The organism is Kribbella flavida DSM 17836 (assembly GCF_000024345.1).
Taxonomy (GTDB): domain Bacteria; phylum Actinomycetota; class Actinomycetes; order Propionibacteriales; family Kribbellaceae; genus Kribbella; species Kribbella flavida.
Genome location: NC_013729.1, coordinates 749,580 through 768,824 on the forward strand (window position 1 = coordinate 749,580; position 19,245 = coordinate 768,824).

Annotated in this window: 9 protein-coding genes; 6 read left to right on the forward strand and 3 right to left on the reverse strand. The window is 68.3% G+C overall.

Annotated features, from left to right (window positions below; translation table 11 throughout):
- Positions 1-72: 72 nt before the first annotated feature.
- Both KFLA_RS03625 and KFLA_RS03630 read left to right on the forward strand, forming a co-directional pair.
- On the forward strand, positions 73-1,041 hold the full coding sequence (locus KFLA_RS03625) for a TIGR03885 family FMN-dependent LLM class oxidoreductase (protein WP_012918403.1): 969 nt from the start codon (positions 73-75) through the stop codon (positions 1,039-1,041).
- Positions 1,038-2,711, forward strand: a complete 1,674-nt coding sequence (locus tag KFLA_RS03630; protein WP_012918404.1) for an alpha-amylase family protein — start codon at positions 1,038-1,040, stop codon at positions 2,709-2,711. Before KFLA_RS03625 ends, KFLA_RS03630 begins: the two co-directional genes overlap by 4 nt.
- Positions 2,712-2,804: 93 nt before the next feature.
- On the opposite strand, the gene KFLA_RS03635 is transcribed toward KFLA_RS03630, so the two are convergent.
- Positions 2,805-3,743 carry a zinc metalloprotease gene (locus KFLA_RS03635; RefSeq protein WP_012918405.1) on the reverse strand — a complete coding sequence of 313 codons (939 nt, stop codon included), beginning with the start codon at positions 3,741-3,743 and terminating at the stop codon, positions 2,805-2,807.
- Positions 3,744-4,031: 288 nt separating this feature from the next.
- Here KFLA_RS03635 and KFLA_RS03640 point away from each other — a divergent pair, with 288 nt between their 5' ends.
- On the forward strand, positions 4,032-5,984 hold the full coding sequence (locus KFLA_RS03640; RefSeq protein WP_237706716.1) for a DUF1906 domain-containing protein: 1,953 nt from the start codon (positions 4,032-4,034) through the stop codon (positions 5,982-5,984).
- A gap of 19 nt (positions 5,985-6,003) precedes the next feature.
- Here the strand turns inward: KFLA_RS03640 and KFLA_RS03645 are convergent, their stop codons facing one another.
- Positions 6,004-8,160, reverse strand: a complete 2,157-nt coding sequence (locus tag KFLA_RS03645; RefSeq protein ID WP_272941286.1) for a bifunctional polysaccharide deacetylase/glycosyltransferase family 2 protein — start codon at positions 8,158-8,160, stop codon at positions 6,004-6,006.
- A gap of 63 nt (positions 8,161-8,223) precedes the next feature.
- Here KFLA_RS03645 and KFLA_RS03650 point away from each other — a divergent pair, with 63 nt between their 5' ends.
- From KFLA_RS03650 to KFLA_RS37215, 3 genes are all read left to right on the forward strand, one after another.
- The gene (locus KFLA_RS03650) at positions 8,224-8,415 is read left to right on the forward strand and encodes a hypothetical protein (RefSeq protein ID WP_012918408.1); all 192 of its coding nucleotides are present in this window, start codon (positions 8,224-8,226) and stop codon (positions 8,413-8,415) included.
- A gap of 626 nt (positions 8,416-9,041) precedes the next feature.
- Positions 9,042-17,612 carry a golvesin C-terminal-like domain-containing protein gene (locus tag KFLA_RS03655; protein WP_012918409.1) on the forward strand — a complete coding sequence of 2,857 codons (8,571 nt, stop codon included), beginning with the start codon at positions 9,042-9,044 and terminating at the stop codon, positions 17,610-17,612.
- 12 nt (positions 17,613-17,624) lie between these two features.
- Entirely contained in the window at positions 17,625-17,990 is a 366-nt protein-coding gene (locus KFLA_RS37215; protein ID WP_148256535.1) for a DUF7674 family protein, read from the forward strand.
- A 624-nt stretch (positions 17,991-18,614) separates the two neighbouring features.
- Here KFLA_RS37215 and KFLA_RS37020 read toward each other — a convergent pair.
- Positions 18,615-19,103: a hypothetical protein gene (locus KFLA_RS37020; RefSeq protein WP_012918410.1), complete on the reverse strand. Its 489-nt coding sequence runs from the start codon at positions 19,101-19,103 to the stop codon at positions 18,615-18,617.
- Between the last annotated feature and the right edge of the window lie 142 nt (positions 19,104-19,245).

Genomic DNA, 19,245 nt, shown 5'->3' on the forward strand with positions numbered 1-19,245 from the left:
CGGGACGCCGGGAAAGCGCGCTCCGGCGTGCCGGGGGTGTGGAGGCGCGCCCAGGCGGGAACGGGAACGTGCATGACTGTCTATGGTTTCCATGCCTCGCACGAACAGGTCCCGCCCGCCGACCTGCTGCAAGCGGTGGTGCGGGCCGAACAGGCCGGCTTCACCGCGGCGATGTGCTCGGACCACTTCAGCCCGTGGAGCGCACGGCAAGGTCAGTCCGGCTTCGCCTGGTCCTGGCTCGGCGCCGCACTGCAGGCCACCGATCTCAGCTTCGGGGTGGTCAACGCCCCCGGCCAGCGCTACCACCCGGCGATCATCGCGCAGGCCATCGGCACGCTCGGATCGATGTACCCCGGCCGGTTCTGGGCCGCGCTCGGGACCGGGGAGGCCAGCAACGAGCACATCACCGGTGCCGCGTGGCCACGCAAGGAGCTGCGCACCGAACGGCTCGCCCAGTCGGTCGACGTGATCCGCCGCCTGCTGCAGGGCGAAGAGGTCAGCCACGACGGACTGGTCACGGTGGACCGGGCCAAGGTCTGGACCCGGCCCGACGAACCACCCGCGCTGCTCGGCGCCGCGGTGTCGGAGCAGACGGCGAAGTGGTGCGCCGGCTGGGCCGACGGGCTGATCACGGTCAACGCCGACGCCGACACCCTGCGCCGACTGATCGCGGTGTACAAGGAGGCGGGTGGCCGCGGCAAGGTCTGCCTGCAGGTGCACCTGAGCTACGCCGCCGACGAGGACAAGGCGCTGGCGCTGGCACACGACCAGTGGCGCTCGAACGTTTTCCCGCCGCCGTTGTGCTGGGACGTCGACACCGCCGAGTCCTTCGACCTGGCCGCCGAGCAGGTCCCCGCCGAGGCGATGCACAAGACCGTCCGGATCTCCTCCGACCCGGGCCGGCACGCGGAGTGGCTGAACGAGTACGCCGCTCTCGGCTTCGACGCGATCTACCTGCACCACGTCGGCCAGGAGCAGACCGAGTGGATCGACGTGTTCGGCACGAAGGTCCTGCCCCAGCTGGAGGTGACCCGCCCGTGAGACTGACTCGAACCGCTGACGTCTGGTGGAAGAACGCCGTCGTCTACTGCCTGGACATCGAGACCTTCTTCGACACCGACGGGGACGGCCGCGGGGACATCCGTGGGCTGTCCCAGCGCATCGACCACCTGGCCGACCTCGGCGTCACCTGCCTGTGGCTGATGCCGTTCTACCCGACGCCGGACCGCGACGACGGCTACGACATCACCGACTTCTACGGCGTGGACTCCCGCCTCGGCACGCACGGCGACCTGGTCGAGCTGATCACGCTGGCCAAGGACCGCGGGATGCGGGTCATCGCCGACCTGGTCGTCAACCACACGTCCGACCAGCACCCGTGGTTCCAGAGTGCCCGGGCGTCCCGCGAGTCGCCGTACCGCGACTGGTACGTCTGGCGGGACGAGCCGCCGGAGAACGCGAAGGAGGGCGTCGTCTTCCCCGACCAGGAGGACAGCCTGTGGCAGTACGACGAGCAGGCCGGGCAGTACTACCTGCACCAGTTCTACAAGCACCAGCCGGACCTGGACATCGCGAACCCGGAGGTCCGCGACGAGATCATCCGGGTGATCGGCTTCTGGCTGCAGCTGGGCATCTCCGGGTTCCGGGTGGACGCGGTGCCGTTCCTGCTGGACACCGGGGGCGCGACGGACGCCGCCAACCTGCCGGACCCGCACGACTACCTGCGGGACCTGCGCGCGTTCCTCAGCCGGCGCAGCGGTGAGGCGGTGCTGCTCGGCGAGGTCAACCTGCCGTACAAGGAGACCCGTCAGTTCTTCGGTGACGAGGACGGCGACGAGCTGACGATGTGCTTCGACTTCATCGGCATGCAGAAGATGTACCTCGCGCTGGCCCGGCAGGACCCGGCCGAACTGGTCGCGGCGCTGCGGGAGCGGCCGGCGCCGCCGGAGGAAGGGCAGTGGGGCACGTTCGTGCGCAACCACGACGAGCTGACGCTGGACAAGCTCAGCGACGCGGAGCGCAACGAGGTGTTCGCCGCCTTCGGCCCGGACGAGAACATGCAGCTCTACGGGCGTGGCCTGCGCCGGCGGCTGCCGCCGATGCTCGGCAACGACCTGCGCCGGCTGAAGATGGTGTACAGCCTGCTCTTCTCATTGCCGGGCACGCCGGTGCTGTTCTACGGCGAGGAGATCGGCATGGGCGAGAACCTGGCGGCGGAGGGACGCAACGCCGTACGGACGCCGATGCAGTGGACCGACGGGCCGACCGGTGGCTTCTCGACCGCGGACCCGGCCGACCTGGCCGGGCCGGTGGTCGAGGGCGAGCTGTCCCCGGAGCACGTCAACGTCGCGGCGCAGCGGCGTGACCCGGACTCCCTGCTGAACTGGATCAAGTTGCTGATCCAGCGCTACCGGGAGACGCCGGAGCTGTCCTGGGGCGACAGCACGATCCTGGAGCACGAGTCGCCGTCGGTGTTCGCGCACCGCACGGACTGCGAGGGCGGGACCGTCGTCACCGTGCACAACTTCGCCGACGAGCCGGCAACCGTCACGCTCGCGGTGGCCGGCAGCGGCGTCGGCGTCCGGGCGGTGGACCTGCTGCAGTCGAACGCGGCCGAGATCGCCGAGGACGGCACGGTCCAGCTGGAGCTGGAGCCGTACGGCTGCCGCTGGTTCCGCATCGTGCGCCCCGGCGACCGCTACATCCTCTGAGGGGTTAACCCCCGATGTGCAGGGTTGGCCCACCGAATTCCGGTGGGCCAACCCTGCGTTCGAGGGGTGACCCCTCAAACGGCCGAGGCCGGGTCAGGCGCGGTACGCCGTCCACATGGTGCTGATCCGGGTGCTCTGGTCCGGGGTGAACTGGTTGTAGCAGGAGTCGTAGGAGTAGTCCATGTAGTTGTGGATCGGGTCCAGGCCGGGCAGCGAGCAGGAGTCCCGGCCGGTCGGGCAGCCGTTGGTGGGGCTGCCCTGGGCCGGGGTGTCGGCCACCTCGTCGTTCGTGGTCGTGCAGCCGCCCTGGAAGGTGTGGTACAGCCCGAACCAGTGACCGGCCTCGTGGGTCGCGGTCTCACCGAGGTTGTAGTTCGGCTCCGAACCGCCCGGCAGCGAGGTGTACTGCACCCGGATGCCGTCGATGCCCGGCTGCCTCTGGTAGTCCCAGGGGAAGGTCGCGATGCCCAGGTAGCCGAAGTCGACCAGCCAGATGTTCAGCGCGTTCGCGCCGCCCTTGCGGGTCTGCTTGCGGTAGGTGCTGCTCTGCTTGTCCTGGTGCCACTGGGTGTTGTTGTAGCGGTACGTGCCGGCCAGGCTGAAGCTGAAGCCGGTGTTGGCCGCGGCTGTCGACTCCCCGCCGGCGAAGGTGTTGTTCAGCACGGCGATCTGCTGGGAGATCTGGCTGTCGGTGACGTCGCCGTTGCCGGCCGCGTCCCGCATCACGTGGACGTAGACCGGGACGTTCGCGGCCGCGAGCGCGCCCTTCGGTACGCCGACGCCGCGGGCGGCCTTCGCCTTGAGCAGCTGGGCCGTGCGGGCCTCGATCTGCCGCTGCTCGGTGGCGCTGATCTCCCGGGTATCGGGACCGTGGCCGCCCTTCGCGGCGGCATCGGCCGGCGTGAAGCACGGGTTGGACAAGCCTTCGGCCGGCAGGTGCGCGGTCGCCTGCCCGCCGAGCGGACTGAACGTGAGAGCGGTGCCGGCCAGCAGCACGGCCAGCACGCGAGGTCGAGTGAGGTGGATTCGCATCGCTGCGCTCCTCGGGATCGGGCCACAGGCGGGCGGCCGGGTGCCGGAATATTGCGCGCTCCCGCGCCGATTCGGAAGTGATCGGATGCGGACCGTGCGCGGTCGAGGGAAAACCTTCGGACCACGGCCGATCGTTGCAACAAGGGGAAATACTCAGGCGCTGGCCCTGTGGAGCTGGGAGACTCACGCTCGGCCGCTTCGGCACTGTGAGGAGATTTACTCGTGAGGTTGTGGAAACTTGCTGTCCCCGTAGCGGTACTTGCGTCGGGCATCAGCCCGGCGTACGCCGTGAGTGACCGGACGGTCTCGTACCGTGGCTACGAGGTGACCGTGCCGGCCGACTGGCCGGTGGTCGACCTGGCGGCCGACCCGACCGCCTGCGTGCGGCTCGACCGCCCGGCCGTGTACCTCGGCCGCAGCACCGCGCAGAGCGACTGCCCTGCTCACCTGACCGGACGTGCTCAGGGCCTGATCCTGGAGCCGCTGACCAAGGCGGCCCGTTCCACCGACGGCGAGCTGCAGCAGGCCGTGCAGGACGCCGGCGTACTCGCCACGGCGTACTACGCGCCCGGCGGAGCCGACGCCGCCCGTGAGGTGCTCGGCACCGGCCGGGTGACGGCCAAGGCCAGCCGGATCGCGCAGCCCCGCGCTGCCGCCGCCACCCCGTCTGTTGTTGCTACTGGCAACCTCCAGGGCGGTTTCGCGTTCGACACCTGCACGGCGCCGAGCCAGACCGCGATGAACGCCTGGCGGTACCCGAACTCGGGCTACAAGGCCGTGGGCATCTACATCAGCGGCGGGCTGCGTGCCTGCGACCAGCCGAACCTGACCCCGGAGTGGGTGGCCGCCAACGCCGCCAACGGCTGGCAGTTCCTGCTGATCGACGTCGGCATGCAGGCGCCGTGCACCACCTTCTCCAGCAAGATGTCGGCCGACCCGGCGACCGCGCGGGCGCAGGGCCGGACCGCCGCGGCCAACGCCGTCGTCGCCGCCCAGGCGCTCGGCTTCGCCCAGCGCAGCGCGATCTACAGCGACATCGAGAACTACCCGTCGACGGCCGCCTGCAAGGCCGCGGTGCTGTCCTACCTCAGCGGCTGGACGCTCGAGCTGAACACCCGCGGCTACGTCGGCGGCACCTACGTCGGAGCGGCCTCGGGCGGTGTCGACCTGTCCGCGGAGTACAACAACCCGGCGTACACGCGACCGGACAACCTCTGGTTCGCCCGCTGGAACAACGTCACCAACACCACCGACGACAAGTACATCCCGGCGTCGTACTGGACCAACCGGCAGCGGGTGCACCAGTACTCGGGCCCGCACGACGAGACGCACGGCGGCGTGAAGATCAGCATCGACAGCAACGCGGTGAACCTGACCGCGCCGCCCGCACCGGTGACCGGCTTCGACGCGACCGGCGGCCACACGACGGCGAGCCTGCAGTGGACGGTCCCGGCCGGCACCACGCTCGGCCAGGTCATCGTCCGCCGCAACACCGGCACCACCCCGCCGCCACTGCCGAACGTCGGTACGGCGGTCTACGCCGGCACCGCGACCTCCATCACGGCGACCGGCCTGGCCAACGCCACCAGCTACGCGTTCCGCGCCTGGGTGAAGGACAGCACCGGCAAGATCGGGCCTGGCGTCGACACCGTTCTGATCGGCACCGGTTCGACCATCTCGGCCAGTGCTTCGGCGATCAGCTACGGCGGTTCGGTCACTCTCTCCACCCGCGCCACCCGCAAGGACTCCGGCGCCTCGCTCGCCGGCGTGCCGCTGTCGCTCTACGCCCGGGCGAAGAACAGCTCCTCCTGGCGTGAGGTCGCCCGGGTCACCTCGGACACCTCCGGCCAGGCCAAGTCGGTGCAGAAGCCGACCGTGTCGACGGTCTACGCGTGGGGCTACAACGGCTCGCCCGACCTGCTCGGCTCCCGCAGCGGCAACGCCACCATCGAGGTCAAGCCCACGATCGCCATCAACCTGGCCACCGCGGTGAAGCTGGGAACCACCACCCCGGTCTACGGCTACCTCCGCCCGCAGCACCCCGACACCACGGTCTACCTGCAGCGCCTCACCGGCCCGAACTGGCCGACCGTCGCCACCACCAAGCTCAACACCACCGGCAACTACGCCTTCACCATCAAACCCACCCTGCGCGGCACGTCGTACTACCGAGTCGTCTGGCTCGCCGACGCCGACCACGCCACCACCGTGAGCGCCGTCAAGGGCGTCGCGGTCAGCTGATGTTCCTTGGGCGACCTGGTCAGCGCTGTGCGCCGACCAGGTCGTCCGCTGCTCCGGGTGGTGTGGTGAGGCTTCCGTAGCGCTCCATCCGCTGCCAGCCCAGCCGATTCCCGGCCAGCGCGGTGAACACCGACTGGATGACCACCAGGTACATCAGTTGGCGGTACACGAACTGCTGCAGGGGCAGGCTCCACAGGGGCCCGGGCCGCTCGCCGTCGAGCCGGAACGCGTACAGGCCCATCGCCACCTGGAGAGCCAGGAAGCCGGCCCACACGCCCAGGACGCGCCAAGGGTTCAGGAACACCAGGCCGTAGAGGGCGAAGACGTCCACGACGGGCGCCAGCAGCGGCAGCAGCACCTGGAAGAGCATCAGGTACGTGAGCCCGCGCCGGCCCAGCTTGCCGGACTGGCCACCCTGCAGCCACGCGCCGCGGTGCTTCCACATCGCTTGCAGCGTGCCGTAGCACCACCGGTAACGCTGCCGCCAGAGCGCGCCGAGCGACGCCGGAGCCTCGGTCCAGGCGACCGCCCGCTCCTCGTACACCACGCGCCAGCCGTCGCGGCACAACGCCATCGTCAGGTCGGTGTCCTCGGCCAGCGTGACGTCGCTGAGCCCGCCGATCCGCTGCAGTGCGCTGCGCCGGAACCCGCCGACCGCGCCCGGTACGGTCGGCATGCACTCGGCCAGGTCGAACAAGCGCCGGTCCAGGTTGAAGCCGACGACGTACTCGATGTGCTGCCAGCGGCCGAGCAGTCCCCGGCGGTTGCCCACCTTGGCGTTGCCCGACACCGCGCCGACCGCCGCGTCGGCGAACGGCTGGACCAGCCAGCGGACGGCGTCCGGCTCGAACACGGTGTCGCCGTCGACCATCACGACCAGCTCGTGCGACGCCGCCAGCAGACCGGTGTTGAGGGCGGCCGGCTTGCCCGCGTTCGGCTGCCGGATCACCCGGACGCCGGGGAGTCGCAGCGCCTCGACCAGGTCGGCCGTGCCGTCGGTCGACCCGTCGTCGACCACGATCACCTCGATCGGGTGGTCCGAGGCGATCAGCGAGCGGACCGCCGCTTCGATCCCGGCCGCCTCGTTGTACGCCGGGACGATCACCGTCACCGGATCGGTCACCGGCGGACCGTCGCCCCAGATCCAGTACCGCTCCCGGGCGTGCCGCCTGGCCGCGACCACGGTGGTCAGCGCCCGGAGTACGCTCAGCGCGCCAGCGGCGTACAGCAGCCAGGTGATGACGGCCAGCACGCCCTCGCTGAGCCGGATCGCGCCGATCACCGCGAGGCCTTGGATCCGCTCGGCGGTTCCGGCCCGCAGCACAGGCGCGGGCAGTGCGACCGAATCGCTCACGGTCGTGAACCGGAAACCGCGCGCCTGGACGGCCGGGATGAGCTTGTCGAGCGCGGCCAGGGTCTGGCTACGATCGCCGCCCGAGTCGTGCATCAGCAGCACCTGCCCGGCGGTGCCCTTCGGGGTCGAGTTGGCGACGATCGCGTCGACGCCGGGCCGCCGCCAGTCCTTGCTGTCCAGAGTCGTCAGGATCGTCAGGTACCCGGCTCGACGGGCGGCGCGGATCGCGGCCCACTCGGTGTCGGTGAGCGCCGAGGCCTCCGACGAGTACGGCGGCCGGAGCAGCGGCGTACGGAATCCGGTGGCGCCGGCCAGGATCAGCTCGGTCTGCCGCAGCTCCAGGGACCGCCGCCAGCCGGGTGCCGCGCCGAGATCGGCGTGGGTGAGCGTGTGCACGCCGATTTGGTGGCCTTCGGCAACTATGCGACGGGTCAGGTCCGGGTGCTCGGCGACCTGGGTGCCGACCACGAAGAACGTCGCCTTGACGTTGCGGCGCTGCAGCAGGTCGAGCACCTTCGGCGTCCACTCCGGATCGGGCCCGTCGTCGAAGGTGAGCGCGATCGTGCTCGCCTTCGGGCGCATCGACCGATCGCCGCCGGGCGCGGCGTCGATCACCGGACCGCCGGCGGCGATGGCTGCGGGCACGGTCGAACGACTTCCGCCGGCCTGCCGCTCGCCGTCCGGGGCGTGGCCGAAAAGGTGATTGGTGTAGCCGTGCAGGGCCAGTGCTCCGGTCAAGCAGATCAGGAGCAGGGTGAGCACGATCCAGTGCGTGCGCAACGGCAGTTGCCGTGCCCGCCGCGGGGCCGGTCGACGGCTCACGGCTTGGACGGCGACTTCGTCCGCCCAGGCGGCGCGGTCGGTTTACCGCGCCCAGGGGTGTTCGTGGCGGTCACCGTCGGATCTGCCGGCGTCGGCGTGCTGCTGGGCGTGGGGCGCGGCGGCGTAGGCGCGATCGTGGGTGTCGGAGTCGGCGCAGGCGCCGACGTCGAGGTCGAGGTCGGCACCGAGGCCGGTGTCGGAACCTTCGTCGGTGTCGAGGTCGGCTCTCGCGGTTCCGCGGTCGGCGAAACCTGATCGGAGGCCTCCGTCGTCGGCCGGTCCTCGTCGTCCGGCGTCTCCCGCTGACCGGGACTCGGCGTCGGCTTCACCCGCGGCCGATGGTCCGACCGCGGCTCGGCATCCCCCGGCAACGGCACGAACTGCAGATCGGGCCGAGGCCCGCCGACCAGACTGCTGCCCAGCAACGCCAGATACACCACCGCCGGCACCGCCAGACTCGCCCCCGCGATCCGAATCCTGCGATGCCGACGCCCGGAAGCATCCACGAACACCGGCCCACCCACAGAAGACGACTTCACAAGCGCGGGATACTACCCCTGATTTTCGCCGCCCCGACAGGGGTCACTCGGTGTGAACAAGACACCACACAAGGGAAATCCTGTGCTCGACCGCACGCACCGACGAGCTGCTCGCACGCAGCGCCGCATCGATGGAACCTGACGGCGCGCGCGATCGGAAATGACGGCCCGGACGTTACAGAGCTGCAGGTAGTGACATGACTGCCCGGTAACGATGGTGAACCGCTTGGTGCGGCTGCCATCATCCTCGCACTCGGCCGACGGTCGAGCAGCCCCTCTCTGCCCGACGCTCGGTGACTCACCGTGAGGCGCCTCGGGAAGCTCGAAGGAGACCGCCCCGTCATGTCGCGTATCCGTCGTCTTTTCCTGCCTGTTGCGGTCTCCGTCGCCGTGCTGGCGTCGACCCTTCAGGTGCAGGCGTTCGCCGAGCCCGCAGCGGCCGCGGTGCCGGCCGAGATCCAGGGCTGGCGCAGTCAGTCCGGCCAGCCCGAGCCCGAGCTGAAGCCGGTCCTGCCGGCCGGGGTCCCGCGGAACGAGCAGCCGCCGCCCACCGTGAAGCGTGACGGGCGCCGGGTGAAGGAGCTCGTGACCCAGCGAACCGCGAACGGCAAGCTCTTTCAGCTGGCCGACGGCAGGACGCAGGCCGAGCTGTCCAGCGAGCCGGTGCACTTCCGGGCGGCGGACGGCAGCCTGCAGGAGATCGACACCACGGTGAAGGCCAGTCGCGCCGCAGGCTTCGCCTACGCGAACGAGACCAACAGCTTTCGCAGCTACTTCGGCAAGCAGGCCGACCAGTTGGTGCGCTTCGACGTGGACGGGCGCGGCCTGACCCTCGGCGCGACCGGCACCAGGACACCGGTTCCGTCGGCCGCCGGTGACACCGTCACCTACGCCGACTACTTCGGTGACGCCGATCTGGTCTACCAGGTGGGGCCTGACCAGCTGAAGGAGAGCATCGTGCTGGCGTCGGCACCTGCCGACCCGACGTACACCTTCAGCCTGAAGCTGGCCGGCGTGCAGGCTCGGCCGCAGGGCGACGGGTCGATCGCGTTCCACCGCAGCAGCGGCCTCGGTGGACCGCTGTTCACGATGCCGCGGCCGTACATGACCGATGCCCGCGACGACGCGGCCTCGCCGTACGGCAAGGCGTTCAGCGACGAGGTGACGCAGACCGTCAGCCAGCGAGGCGCGAACATCGACATCACCGTGCGGGCGGACGCGGACTGGCTGAACAGTCCCGATCGGCAGTACCCGGTGGTGATCGACCCGACCATCGCGCTCGAGCCGGCTCCCGACCAGGCCCAGGACGCCATGGTCGACTCCGGCGCGGCAACCACCAACTACGGCGGCATCACCGGCCTGTACGCCGGTACGACGGCCGCGGCGAAGCGCCGGAGCCTGCTCAAGTTCGACCTGTCCAGCGTCCCGGCCGGGACCCAGATCGACGCGGCGCAGCTCAAGCTGTACTTCGACCAAACGTTCCAGACCAACGAGAACGCCGTGCAGCTCGAGGCCCGCCAGGCGACGTCCGCGTGGTCGGAGTCGACGGTCAACTGGAACTCGCCGGCCAACACCACGCTCGGCAGCGTCGGCTACAACATGTCGTACGTCGACGACAGCCACACCGGCAGCACCTCGATGGTCGGCCCTTGGCTGGCGGGCACATCGGCGCTCGCTGACGGCGGCGGGTACAAGTACCAGAACGACGCCGCCACCGGTTCGTCGTTCAGCTGGTACCCCGACATCACCGAGACCGGGAACTACGAGGTCTCGGCCGGGTACCTCCAGGGCGCCGACCGCGCCACCAACACGCCGTACTCGGTCGTGCACGGCAGCGGCACCACCGCGTACCTGGTCAACCAGACGCTGGGGACCGGGAACGTGGTGAAGCCGCTGGCCACGCTGCCGTTCACGGCCGGGGGCGCCTACCGCGCCTCCATGGGCGACGTGGCGAGCAAGGTGACGACCGCGGACACGATGCGGTTCATCAAGCGGGCCTACGACACGAAGGAGGCCGGCGAGAGCAGCACCTGGCACACCTTCAGCGTGCGGTCGATGGTGCAGTCGTGGCTGAACGGGACCGCGAACCACGGCATGGTGGTCAAGGCGACCGACGAGACCCTGAACCGTGGTGGACCGGTCTACCAGGCGAGCGAGTACGCCTACAACGGTTCCGATCTGCACCGGCACGCGAACCGGCCCAAGCTCCTGCTGACCTACGGCCGACCGGGCGTCACGCTGGCGATGCCGACGACGATCGCGGCGACCGGGGCGACCCTGAGCTGGAGCACGTACGCCGATCCGAGCAGCAGCACCGCGGACGACCTGGTGGAGTACCAGGTCCACCGCAGCGTCCGGCAGAACTTCGTTCCGACCGCCGACACGCTGGTCGCCCCGGTCGCGCCGGGAACGACGACGTACGCCGACACCAGTGCCGAGCCGACGCCTGCCAGCGACACGTCCGACGAGGGTGACGGCTACTACTACATGATCGCGGTGAGGACGAAGGACGGCCGCCTCACGGCATCGGCCACCCGGATGGCGCGGCTGCCGAAGGCCGGGCAGGTGGTCAAGTACTTCCAGAACGCCGCCGACTCGACCCTGTCGAGCACCCAGTACGCGACCAACCTCGACAAGCTCGAAGGCAAGGCCTGGCTCGAGGTGGGCACCAACGGTACCTACGGCACCACCCGGGCCGTGGTGAACTTCGGCACGGTGACCAGCGCGGTTCCGGCCGGCTCCACGATCCTCGACGCCAAGCTGGGGCTCTGGAAGGCGCACTACGAAGGCGGCGCCGCGCAGCTCAACGCGCATGCCCTGAGCAAAACCATCGTCGAGTCCACCACCACCTGGCAGCGGGCGAGCACGGCCACGGCGTGGACGGCGCCGGGCGGCGACTTCGGCGCATCCCTGGACTACGTGCCGGCCGCCAACATGGGACCGGACCCGACCTGGCACTGGTGGCAGGCGAAGACCGCTGTGCAGAGCTGGGTCAACTCGCCCGGCACCGAGCACGGCTTCCTGGTGAAGCAGGCGACCGAGACCACCACCGGGCACGGGTTGTTCCTCAGCGCCGAGGCCTCCGAGCCGGAGCTGCGTCCGGTGCTCAAGGTGACCTACCTCGCGAAGACCCCCGAATCGGCCTACCACGCGCCGAAGACCCCGCAGCGGCAGGAGCCGGCAGCGCAGTACCCGGTGGACGTGACCGTCACCAACACGCAGGCCTTCGCGCTGAAGGCGTCGGACTACGCGCTGTCCTACCATTGGGCGCTGCCCGACGGTACCGAGGTGACCTCGGCGACCAACCGGCTCGACACCGCGCTGCCGGCCGATCTCGCTCCTGGAGCGGCGGTCAAGGTGAGTGCCCAGGTGAAGAGTCCGGTCGCAGCCGACCCGAGCAACAAGCGGGAGGACTTCGTTCTCCAGTGGGACCTGCGCAACAAGGTGACCGGTGCGTGGCTGTCCAAGACGTCCGGTGGTGTCGGGGCACTCGCCCAGAACGCCGCCGTGGAGGATCCGACGTCGGACCAGCTGGGCCTGGAGAAGTTCTACCAGTACGCCGGCAAGAACACCGGCTCCGGATCGTCCGCGATGGTGAACCTGGCCACCGGCAACGTGGCCTTCGGCTACAACGCGTTGACCAACCCGAGCCGGGGTGCGTCGACGTTCGTGCGGATGACCTACAACAGCCTGGACACCTCCGCCTCGTCGATGGGCTACGGCTGGTCCCTGTCCACCTCGACGCTGAACCGCCTCGGCTCGGCGCTGGACTTCCATCCGCGCGGCCAGCGCTGGCCGACCGAGATCACCCTCACCGACGGGGACGGTACGAGTCACACGTTCGCGCTGAACAAGCACGGTACGACGGACGAGACGAAGTGGGACTACGACCATCCCAAGGGCGTCCACCTGTACCTGCAGAAGATCGCCGACCCGCCGGACAACAAGACCTCGATCAACCGCGCCTGGGCGCTGACCCGGCCGGACCGGACGCAGTTCTTCTTCGACGACCAGGGCTTCCAGTCGGCGATCCGGGACAAGAACGGCAACGAGATGCTGTTCACCTACTCGGAGCGCAAGAGTGCGAACAAGCCGGTCAAGTTCCTGGACTACATCACCGACGACGCCGGCCGCCGGACGCTCACCCTGGACTACTTCGAGAAGGGGCAGGCGTACAGCTACGTCAACGACGCCGGCGTGAAGACCGCCGCGACGAACCTGACGAACCCGAAGATCATCGACCAGGTCGAGTCGGTGACCGACATCTCCGGGCGCAAGGTCACCTTCACCTACTCCGACAAGGGCCTGATGGCCGAACTGGTGGACGGCGCGGGCGCGACCGGCGCGAAGACCTTCAAGTTCGTCTACGACGCCACCAACACGAACAAGAACACCAAGCTGGTCCGGATCACCGATCCGCGCGGCAAGTCCACCGACCTGTCGTACTTCGCGGCAACCACCGACCCGAAGGACAAGTGGAAGCTGGAGAAGCTCACCGACCGGCTGGGCAAGATCACGACGTTCGGCTACCTGCCCGGCACGGGATCGGTGCAGACGACGGTCACCGACGCGACGCCACGCACCACGAAGTACGTGACGGACAGCTTCGGCCGGCCGGTCCAGACCACCAACGCCAAGAACGAGGTCACCAAGCTCACCTGGGACAGTGACCACAACGTCACCGACCTGGAGGAACCCAACGGAGCCAGGAGCAGCTGGACCTACGACCCGAAGACGGGCTTCCCGCTGACCATCAAGGACGCCGAGGCGAACGCCAACGGCACCCCGGCCACGGTGCTGAGCTACAACGTCGCCGCGCACGGCTTCTACGGCGAGCTCGCGCGCAAGGTGAGTCCGGAAGGACGGACCTGGACGTTCGGCTACGACACCCTCGGCAACCTGACCTCCGTCACCGACCCGAAGGGCAACGCCACGGCCACGGCCGGCGACTACACGACGAAGTACACCTACGACGGCCTGGGGCAGCTCAAGACCTCCACGGACGCCAACAACAACACCACGACGTACCCGGCGTACCACGACACCGGCTACCCGACCAGGATCACCGACGCACTCACCAGGTCCACCGACTTCGGCTACGACGTGCGCGGCAACGTGCTGACGGTCACCGACGCCAAGCAGAAGACCAGCACCTACACGTACGACGTGTTCGGCCGTCCGCTGACCAGCAAGGTGCCGAAGGACCAGAACGCGAACCTCTTCGTCACCACGCCGGCCCCGGTGTACGACGCCAACGACAACGTCACCCAGGCCACCGCCCCGAACGGCGCGGTCAGCACCAGCACCTACGACGACGCCGACCAACTGGTCTCGTCGAAGGCGCCGAAGGACAGTGCGACGGACCCCGACCGGGAGACGAAGTACGAGTACGACGTGGTCGGCAACCTGCTGAAGCAGACCGAGCCCAAGGGCGTGCTGACCCCCGACCCCGCGGACTTCGTCACGTCGTACCAGTACGACCAGGTGTACCAGCTGCTCTCGGTCACGAACGCGCAGAACGACAAGATCAGCTACGAGTACGACAACGTCGGCAACGTCGTGACCGTGGTGGACCCGCGCAAGTCCAAGTCGGCGGATCCGGCGGACTACACGTCGAAGACGACGTACGACAAGGCGCACCGGCCGAAGACGGCGACCGATGCGGCCGGCAAGACCACCTCGCAGGAGTACGACCGCGACGGCAACGTGATCGGCACGACGGATGCCGACGGCAACAAGACGCTGATGACGCTCGACGAGCGGGGCAAGACCGTGCAGGTCAAGACTCCGCACACCAAGGACGGCGCCGGCAACCCGGTCCACCGGACCACGCAGGTGGAGTACGACCAGGTCGGCAACCAGACGAAGGTGATCAGCCCGCGCGGGGTCGAGACCACCGACGACCCCGACGACTTCGCCCAGGTCACCGTGTACGACGCGCTGAACCGGCCGAAGGAGAAGGTCGCGCCGTACGACAAGGACGACGCGCGGTACAACACGCCGGACAAGACGGTGATGACCTACGACGAGATCGGCAACGTGACCAAGGTCAGCGCGCCGGCCTCGGAGGGGCAGACCGTTCGCAACGACACGTCGTACGCGTACTTCGACAACGGCTGGGTCAAGTCGAGCACCGACCCGTGGGAGATCGCGGCGACCTACGGCTACAACGAGCTCGGCCAGCAGACCGCGCGGACGCTGACCAGCGCGGGCGGCTCGTCGTCGCGGACGATGACGTGGGACTTCTTCCCGGACGGCAAGCTGAAGTCCCGCAGTGACGACGGGGTGCCGGTCGGCCTGCACGTCTCCTTGGTGGACAACTCCGACACGGGAGATGTCGAGGCTGCCGGAACGTGGCCGGTTGCGGCGACCGGTACCGGGTTCCAGGGCACCAACTACCGCACGCATGCGGCGGCTGCCGGAAGCACGGACAAGCACACCTGGAAGCTGAACGTACCGGCCGACGGGAAGTACACGGTCTACGTTCGCTATCCGTCGGTGGCCGGCGCGTCGACCGCGGCGCCGTACGCGGTGAGCACCGGCGCGGCGGGGTCGGCGCCGGTTGCGAAGCCGGTCAACCAGACGACCGGCGGCGGAACCTGGGTCAGCCTCGGGGAGTTCACGTTCGCCGAGGCGACGACCGGCTCGGTGACGCTGGGCCCAGCGGCCACCGGCACCGTTGCCGCCGACGCCGTGAAGGTCGTGCGCGACAACACCGGTGAGGCGGACACGGAGAAGAAGGACTTCACCTACCGGTACGACACCAACGGCAACCTGCTGCAGATCACGGACACCCAGCCGGGTGCCAAGGTCAGCGACTACGTCGTCGGCTACAACGCCCTGAACCAGGTGGCGAAGGTCGAGGAGAAGAAGGGCACCGCCCTTCTCAAGACCACCACGTACACCTACAACGAGAACGGCGCGCCGGTCACGCGGACCTTCGACGACGCGGCCGACAAGGACGACCAGTTCTCGTCGTACACCTACGACGTGCGGGACCTGGTCGAGCAGGTGAAGAACGGCAAGTCGGCCACGGACACCGCGCCGAAGACCGCCGGCTACACCTACACCGCCCGCGGCGAGACCGACGTGGAGACGAAGGCCAACGGCAACACCGTCGACTTCGACTACTACCTCGACGGCCTGGTCGCTTCCCAGATCGAGAAGAAGTCCAACGGCACGCTGGTCTCCCAGCACGCGATGCAGTACTCGGCCAACGGGCACCGGACCAAGGACACCGCGAAGGTCCAGAACGCCGACAACCACGCGGCGTACCTGGAGAACGTCTACACCTACGAGTTCGATCCTCTGGACCGGGTCAAGAAGGTGGAGAAGAAGGACGCGGCCGGTACGGCGCTGGTGTCGTCCGAGACCTACACCCACGACGCGGCCGGCAACGTCATCTCCCAGGTCGTGAAGGACGTCCCGACGACGTACTCCTACGACCGGAACCGGCTGCTGACGGCGACCACGAACGGCGCGACCGCGTCGTACACCTACGACCCGTTCGGCCGCCTGTCGCAGGTCTCGGCGGCCGACACGGTGATCGAGCGCAACACCTACGACGGCTACGACCGCATCGTGAAGCACCGCAAACTGCAGGCCGACGGCACCACCAAGACCACCGCGACCACCTTCGACGCCCTCGACCGCACCAGCTCGAAGGTGGAAGGCACGAAGACCACCAACTACTCCTACCTCGGCCTGTCGGGCGAGGTGCTGTCGGAGGAGGTCGCGGGCAAGGTCACCTCGTCGTACCAGTACTCGCCGTGGGGCTCGCGCCTGTCCCAGGTGAAGTTCAAGGCCGACGGCACCGCGGAGGACTCCTACTACGGCTACAACCCGCACTCGGATGTGGAGACGTTGACCTCGGAGGAAGGCGACACGCGTTCGACGTACGGCTACACGGCGTACGGCAAGAACGACGAGGACCGCTTCACCGGCGTGGACAAGCCCGAGGCGCAGAACCCCGGCAAGGAGCCGTACAACGTCTACCGCTTCAACGCCAAGCGCTGGGACCAGTCGTCGCAGTCCTACGACATGGGCTTCCGCGACTACTCGCCGGGCCTGAACCGCTTCCTCACCCGAGACAACTACTCCGGCGCCCTCGCCGACCTGAGCCTGTCCACCGACCCCTGGAACGGCAACCGCTACGCCTTCGCCGGCGGCAACCCGATCAGCCGCGTCGAGGTCGACGGGCACTACGCCATCGACGACGAAGGCAACCGGGTGCCTGCGCAGGAGCCAGCACCGGCCCGGCCACCGACAGTCCAGAACCAGGCGCTGCAGAAGGTTTTGAACGACACCTACGCCAAGCCTGGAGCGCGAAACGTGATCGGCGATGGAAAAGCCGGGACCGCTCTGAGCTACGAGTTGCGAACCGGGATCATGACGGAGGGGCGCAATGGGCGGGGGTATCACCACACCGATGTCGCGGATCTGGCGAGGAGGTACTCTCTGATCCTTGAGGCTGATCGCAAGGCGGGCGCAAAGGGGAACGCTCTCTTGAGCGCGGAGGAGGTCCAGGTCGCTCGAGAGCACTTCGCTGAGGTGTGGGGAAGCCTCCAGGAGGATGACGTGACCAACAAGGTGTCCCAGAATCTCCGCTCGCGTGGGCTCGCGGACTCCACAGCGAATACGATGAAGAATATCCGGTCGACCGCTGCGGTCGCTGATCTCACTGGCGAGCCGTTCGACCACGTTCCCTACAAGCAGCCGCGGATCGCTCGTGCACCTAGTGGCAGGATATTTGGCAGGGCGCTCGGCGTTGCCGGCTTCGCACTCGACATTCCTCTCGGAATTGCCGCCTACAAATCGTTCAAAACGGGCAATATGGACGAGTTGGCCAAGGCGGTTTACGGTGACAGTTGGCAAGAGTTCTGTCATTTTGGCTGCAGTGCGCCGGTCTCGTAGTCAGGTGGTGGTGTGGTTGTGATCACGTTCGGTCAACTGCCGTCGCTTCTGGTCGAGTGGTTCCCGTCCGCAGCGGAGACGGTTCGCACACTGATTGAAGAGCGACCGGGCGAAGGTGCCGTGTTGACCTTCGGAATTGTCTCGGAATGCTTTTGGTGGGGTATCTTCGAGCCAGCTCTTCGCGCGGATGACGTAGTCGCGATAGAGCGATGCCTGCAGGTCACCGAACGCCTCCTCGACGAAGGTGACCAGGTAATCCAGGATGCACTGTCGGCACGGGTTCTGGATTACCTGATCGATCCGTCCTGGCAAGAAGTGGTCCGGCAATATTCGGGCCCCAAACTGCGAAGACTCCTCTTTGACTCAAACCCTTCGTGAGCTACTCGGGAGCGTCATGACCGGTGAGATTCGGTTCCTGATGGAGCGGTCAGGTTCTTCAAAGGTGATGTCATCGAGGTTGCGGCGTACGCATGCGTGGTTTGTCGCGGACCCGGCCACGTTGGCGGCTCGAGAGATGAGTGCGGATCATCGAACGCTGACCTGTGGCACTGGTTGGCGACTTCGAGCCACCTAGACGGCCTGAAGTGAACTGGGGTCCCGCCGTGATCTGGGGAGGAGGGGCCACTCGGGGCAGGAGCGTGGTCCGCCATGGCGAGCAGGGCGAGTGGATGGTGCTCAGTTGTGATGGCGCCATAAGCCGTGATGCCAAAGCGGCGGAAGCACGAATCCAACGTCGACTGTGGGCGGACTTCCTGCGGGACTACGCCGAGAACGCCGACGCTGCCTTCGCTATCTGACGGATGAGGCAGACGACGCGGGAATTCGTACTGCCCTGGGGGAGGCAACTTCGGACGTGACGAGGTTCGGAAGGTCGTCATCGCACGGTCGCTGCCTGACCTGTTGAGCTTCGTCGTGGCCGAGGTGCAGAAGGGCGAGTTCGTTGTCTCGTCGGTTCAGCCCGGCGGTCAGCCGGTGCTGGCGGCTCCGGAGGTGGCGCTGTGGTCAGTTCACGGCCGCGATGCCTGTTGCCTGTAGCAACAAGGTGAAGAGGTGTTCGGGGTCGGTTGCGGTCGGGGCGAGGGCCCGGGTGATCAGGGTCTGGTCGGCGAGGAGCGCGGCTGAGGTGGCCCACTCGGTGAAGGTCGACGCGGCGGCTGAGGCGGGGATGTTGTCGTCGGGCATGGCGTAGGAGTCGACGGCGATGGACTTGGCGAGGGTGCCGGACCACGTTGCGCCTGGGGGAGTGGCGGCGGAGACGGGGCCGCAGTCGCTGTCGAGGATGAGGGCGGCGAGGACGGGGTGGCCGGTGACGGTGGCCAGGGACTGGGCGCCGGTCAGCGGGTTGTCGTTGGCGCCGGCGACCCAGACTTGTTGCCAGCCGTTGCTGAGGGGTTTGACCTCGACGTACTCGTCGCCGAAGGCGGACAGTTCGGGGAGTTCATGCAGTGGTTGGTCGCTCTTGGCCGCGACGAGGTAGCCCCAGTAACCCATCGGGCGAACCTACACCGCCTCCGAACTGCTCAGCACGGAAGAGCACTCGAGGTATTGCCACGGTGACTAGGTGGCATCTACGGTTCTCCTGCGGCTGGGGGGTCGCCCACTGCGCGTCCTAGGGGGGAGCGCGGGCCCGGGG

What these genes read in the sequence shown, in the direction of transcription:
- KFLA_RS03655 (WP_012918409.1), top strand. Translation starts at nt 9,042, where the DNA reads ATGTCGCGTATCCGTCGTCTTTTCCTGCCTGTTGCGGTCTCCGTCGCC.
- KFLA_RS37020 (WP_012918410.1), bottom strand. Translation starts at nt 19,103, where the DNA reads ATGGGTTACTGGGGCTACCTCGTCGCGGCCAAGAGCGACCAACCACTG.
- KFLA_RS03625 (WP_012918403.1), top strand. Translation starts at nt 73, where the DNA reads ATGACTGTCTATGGTTTCCATGCCTCGCACGAACAGGTCCCGCCCGCC.
- KFLA_RS03635 (WP_012918405.1), bottom strand. Translation starts at nt 3,743, where the DNA reads ATGCGAATCCACCTCACTCGACCTCGCGTGCTGGCCGTGCTGCTGGCC.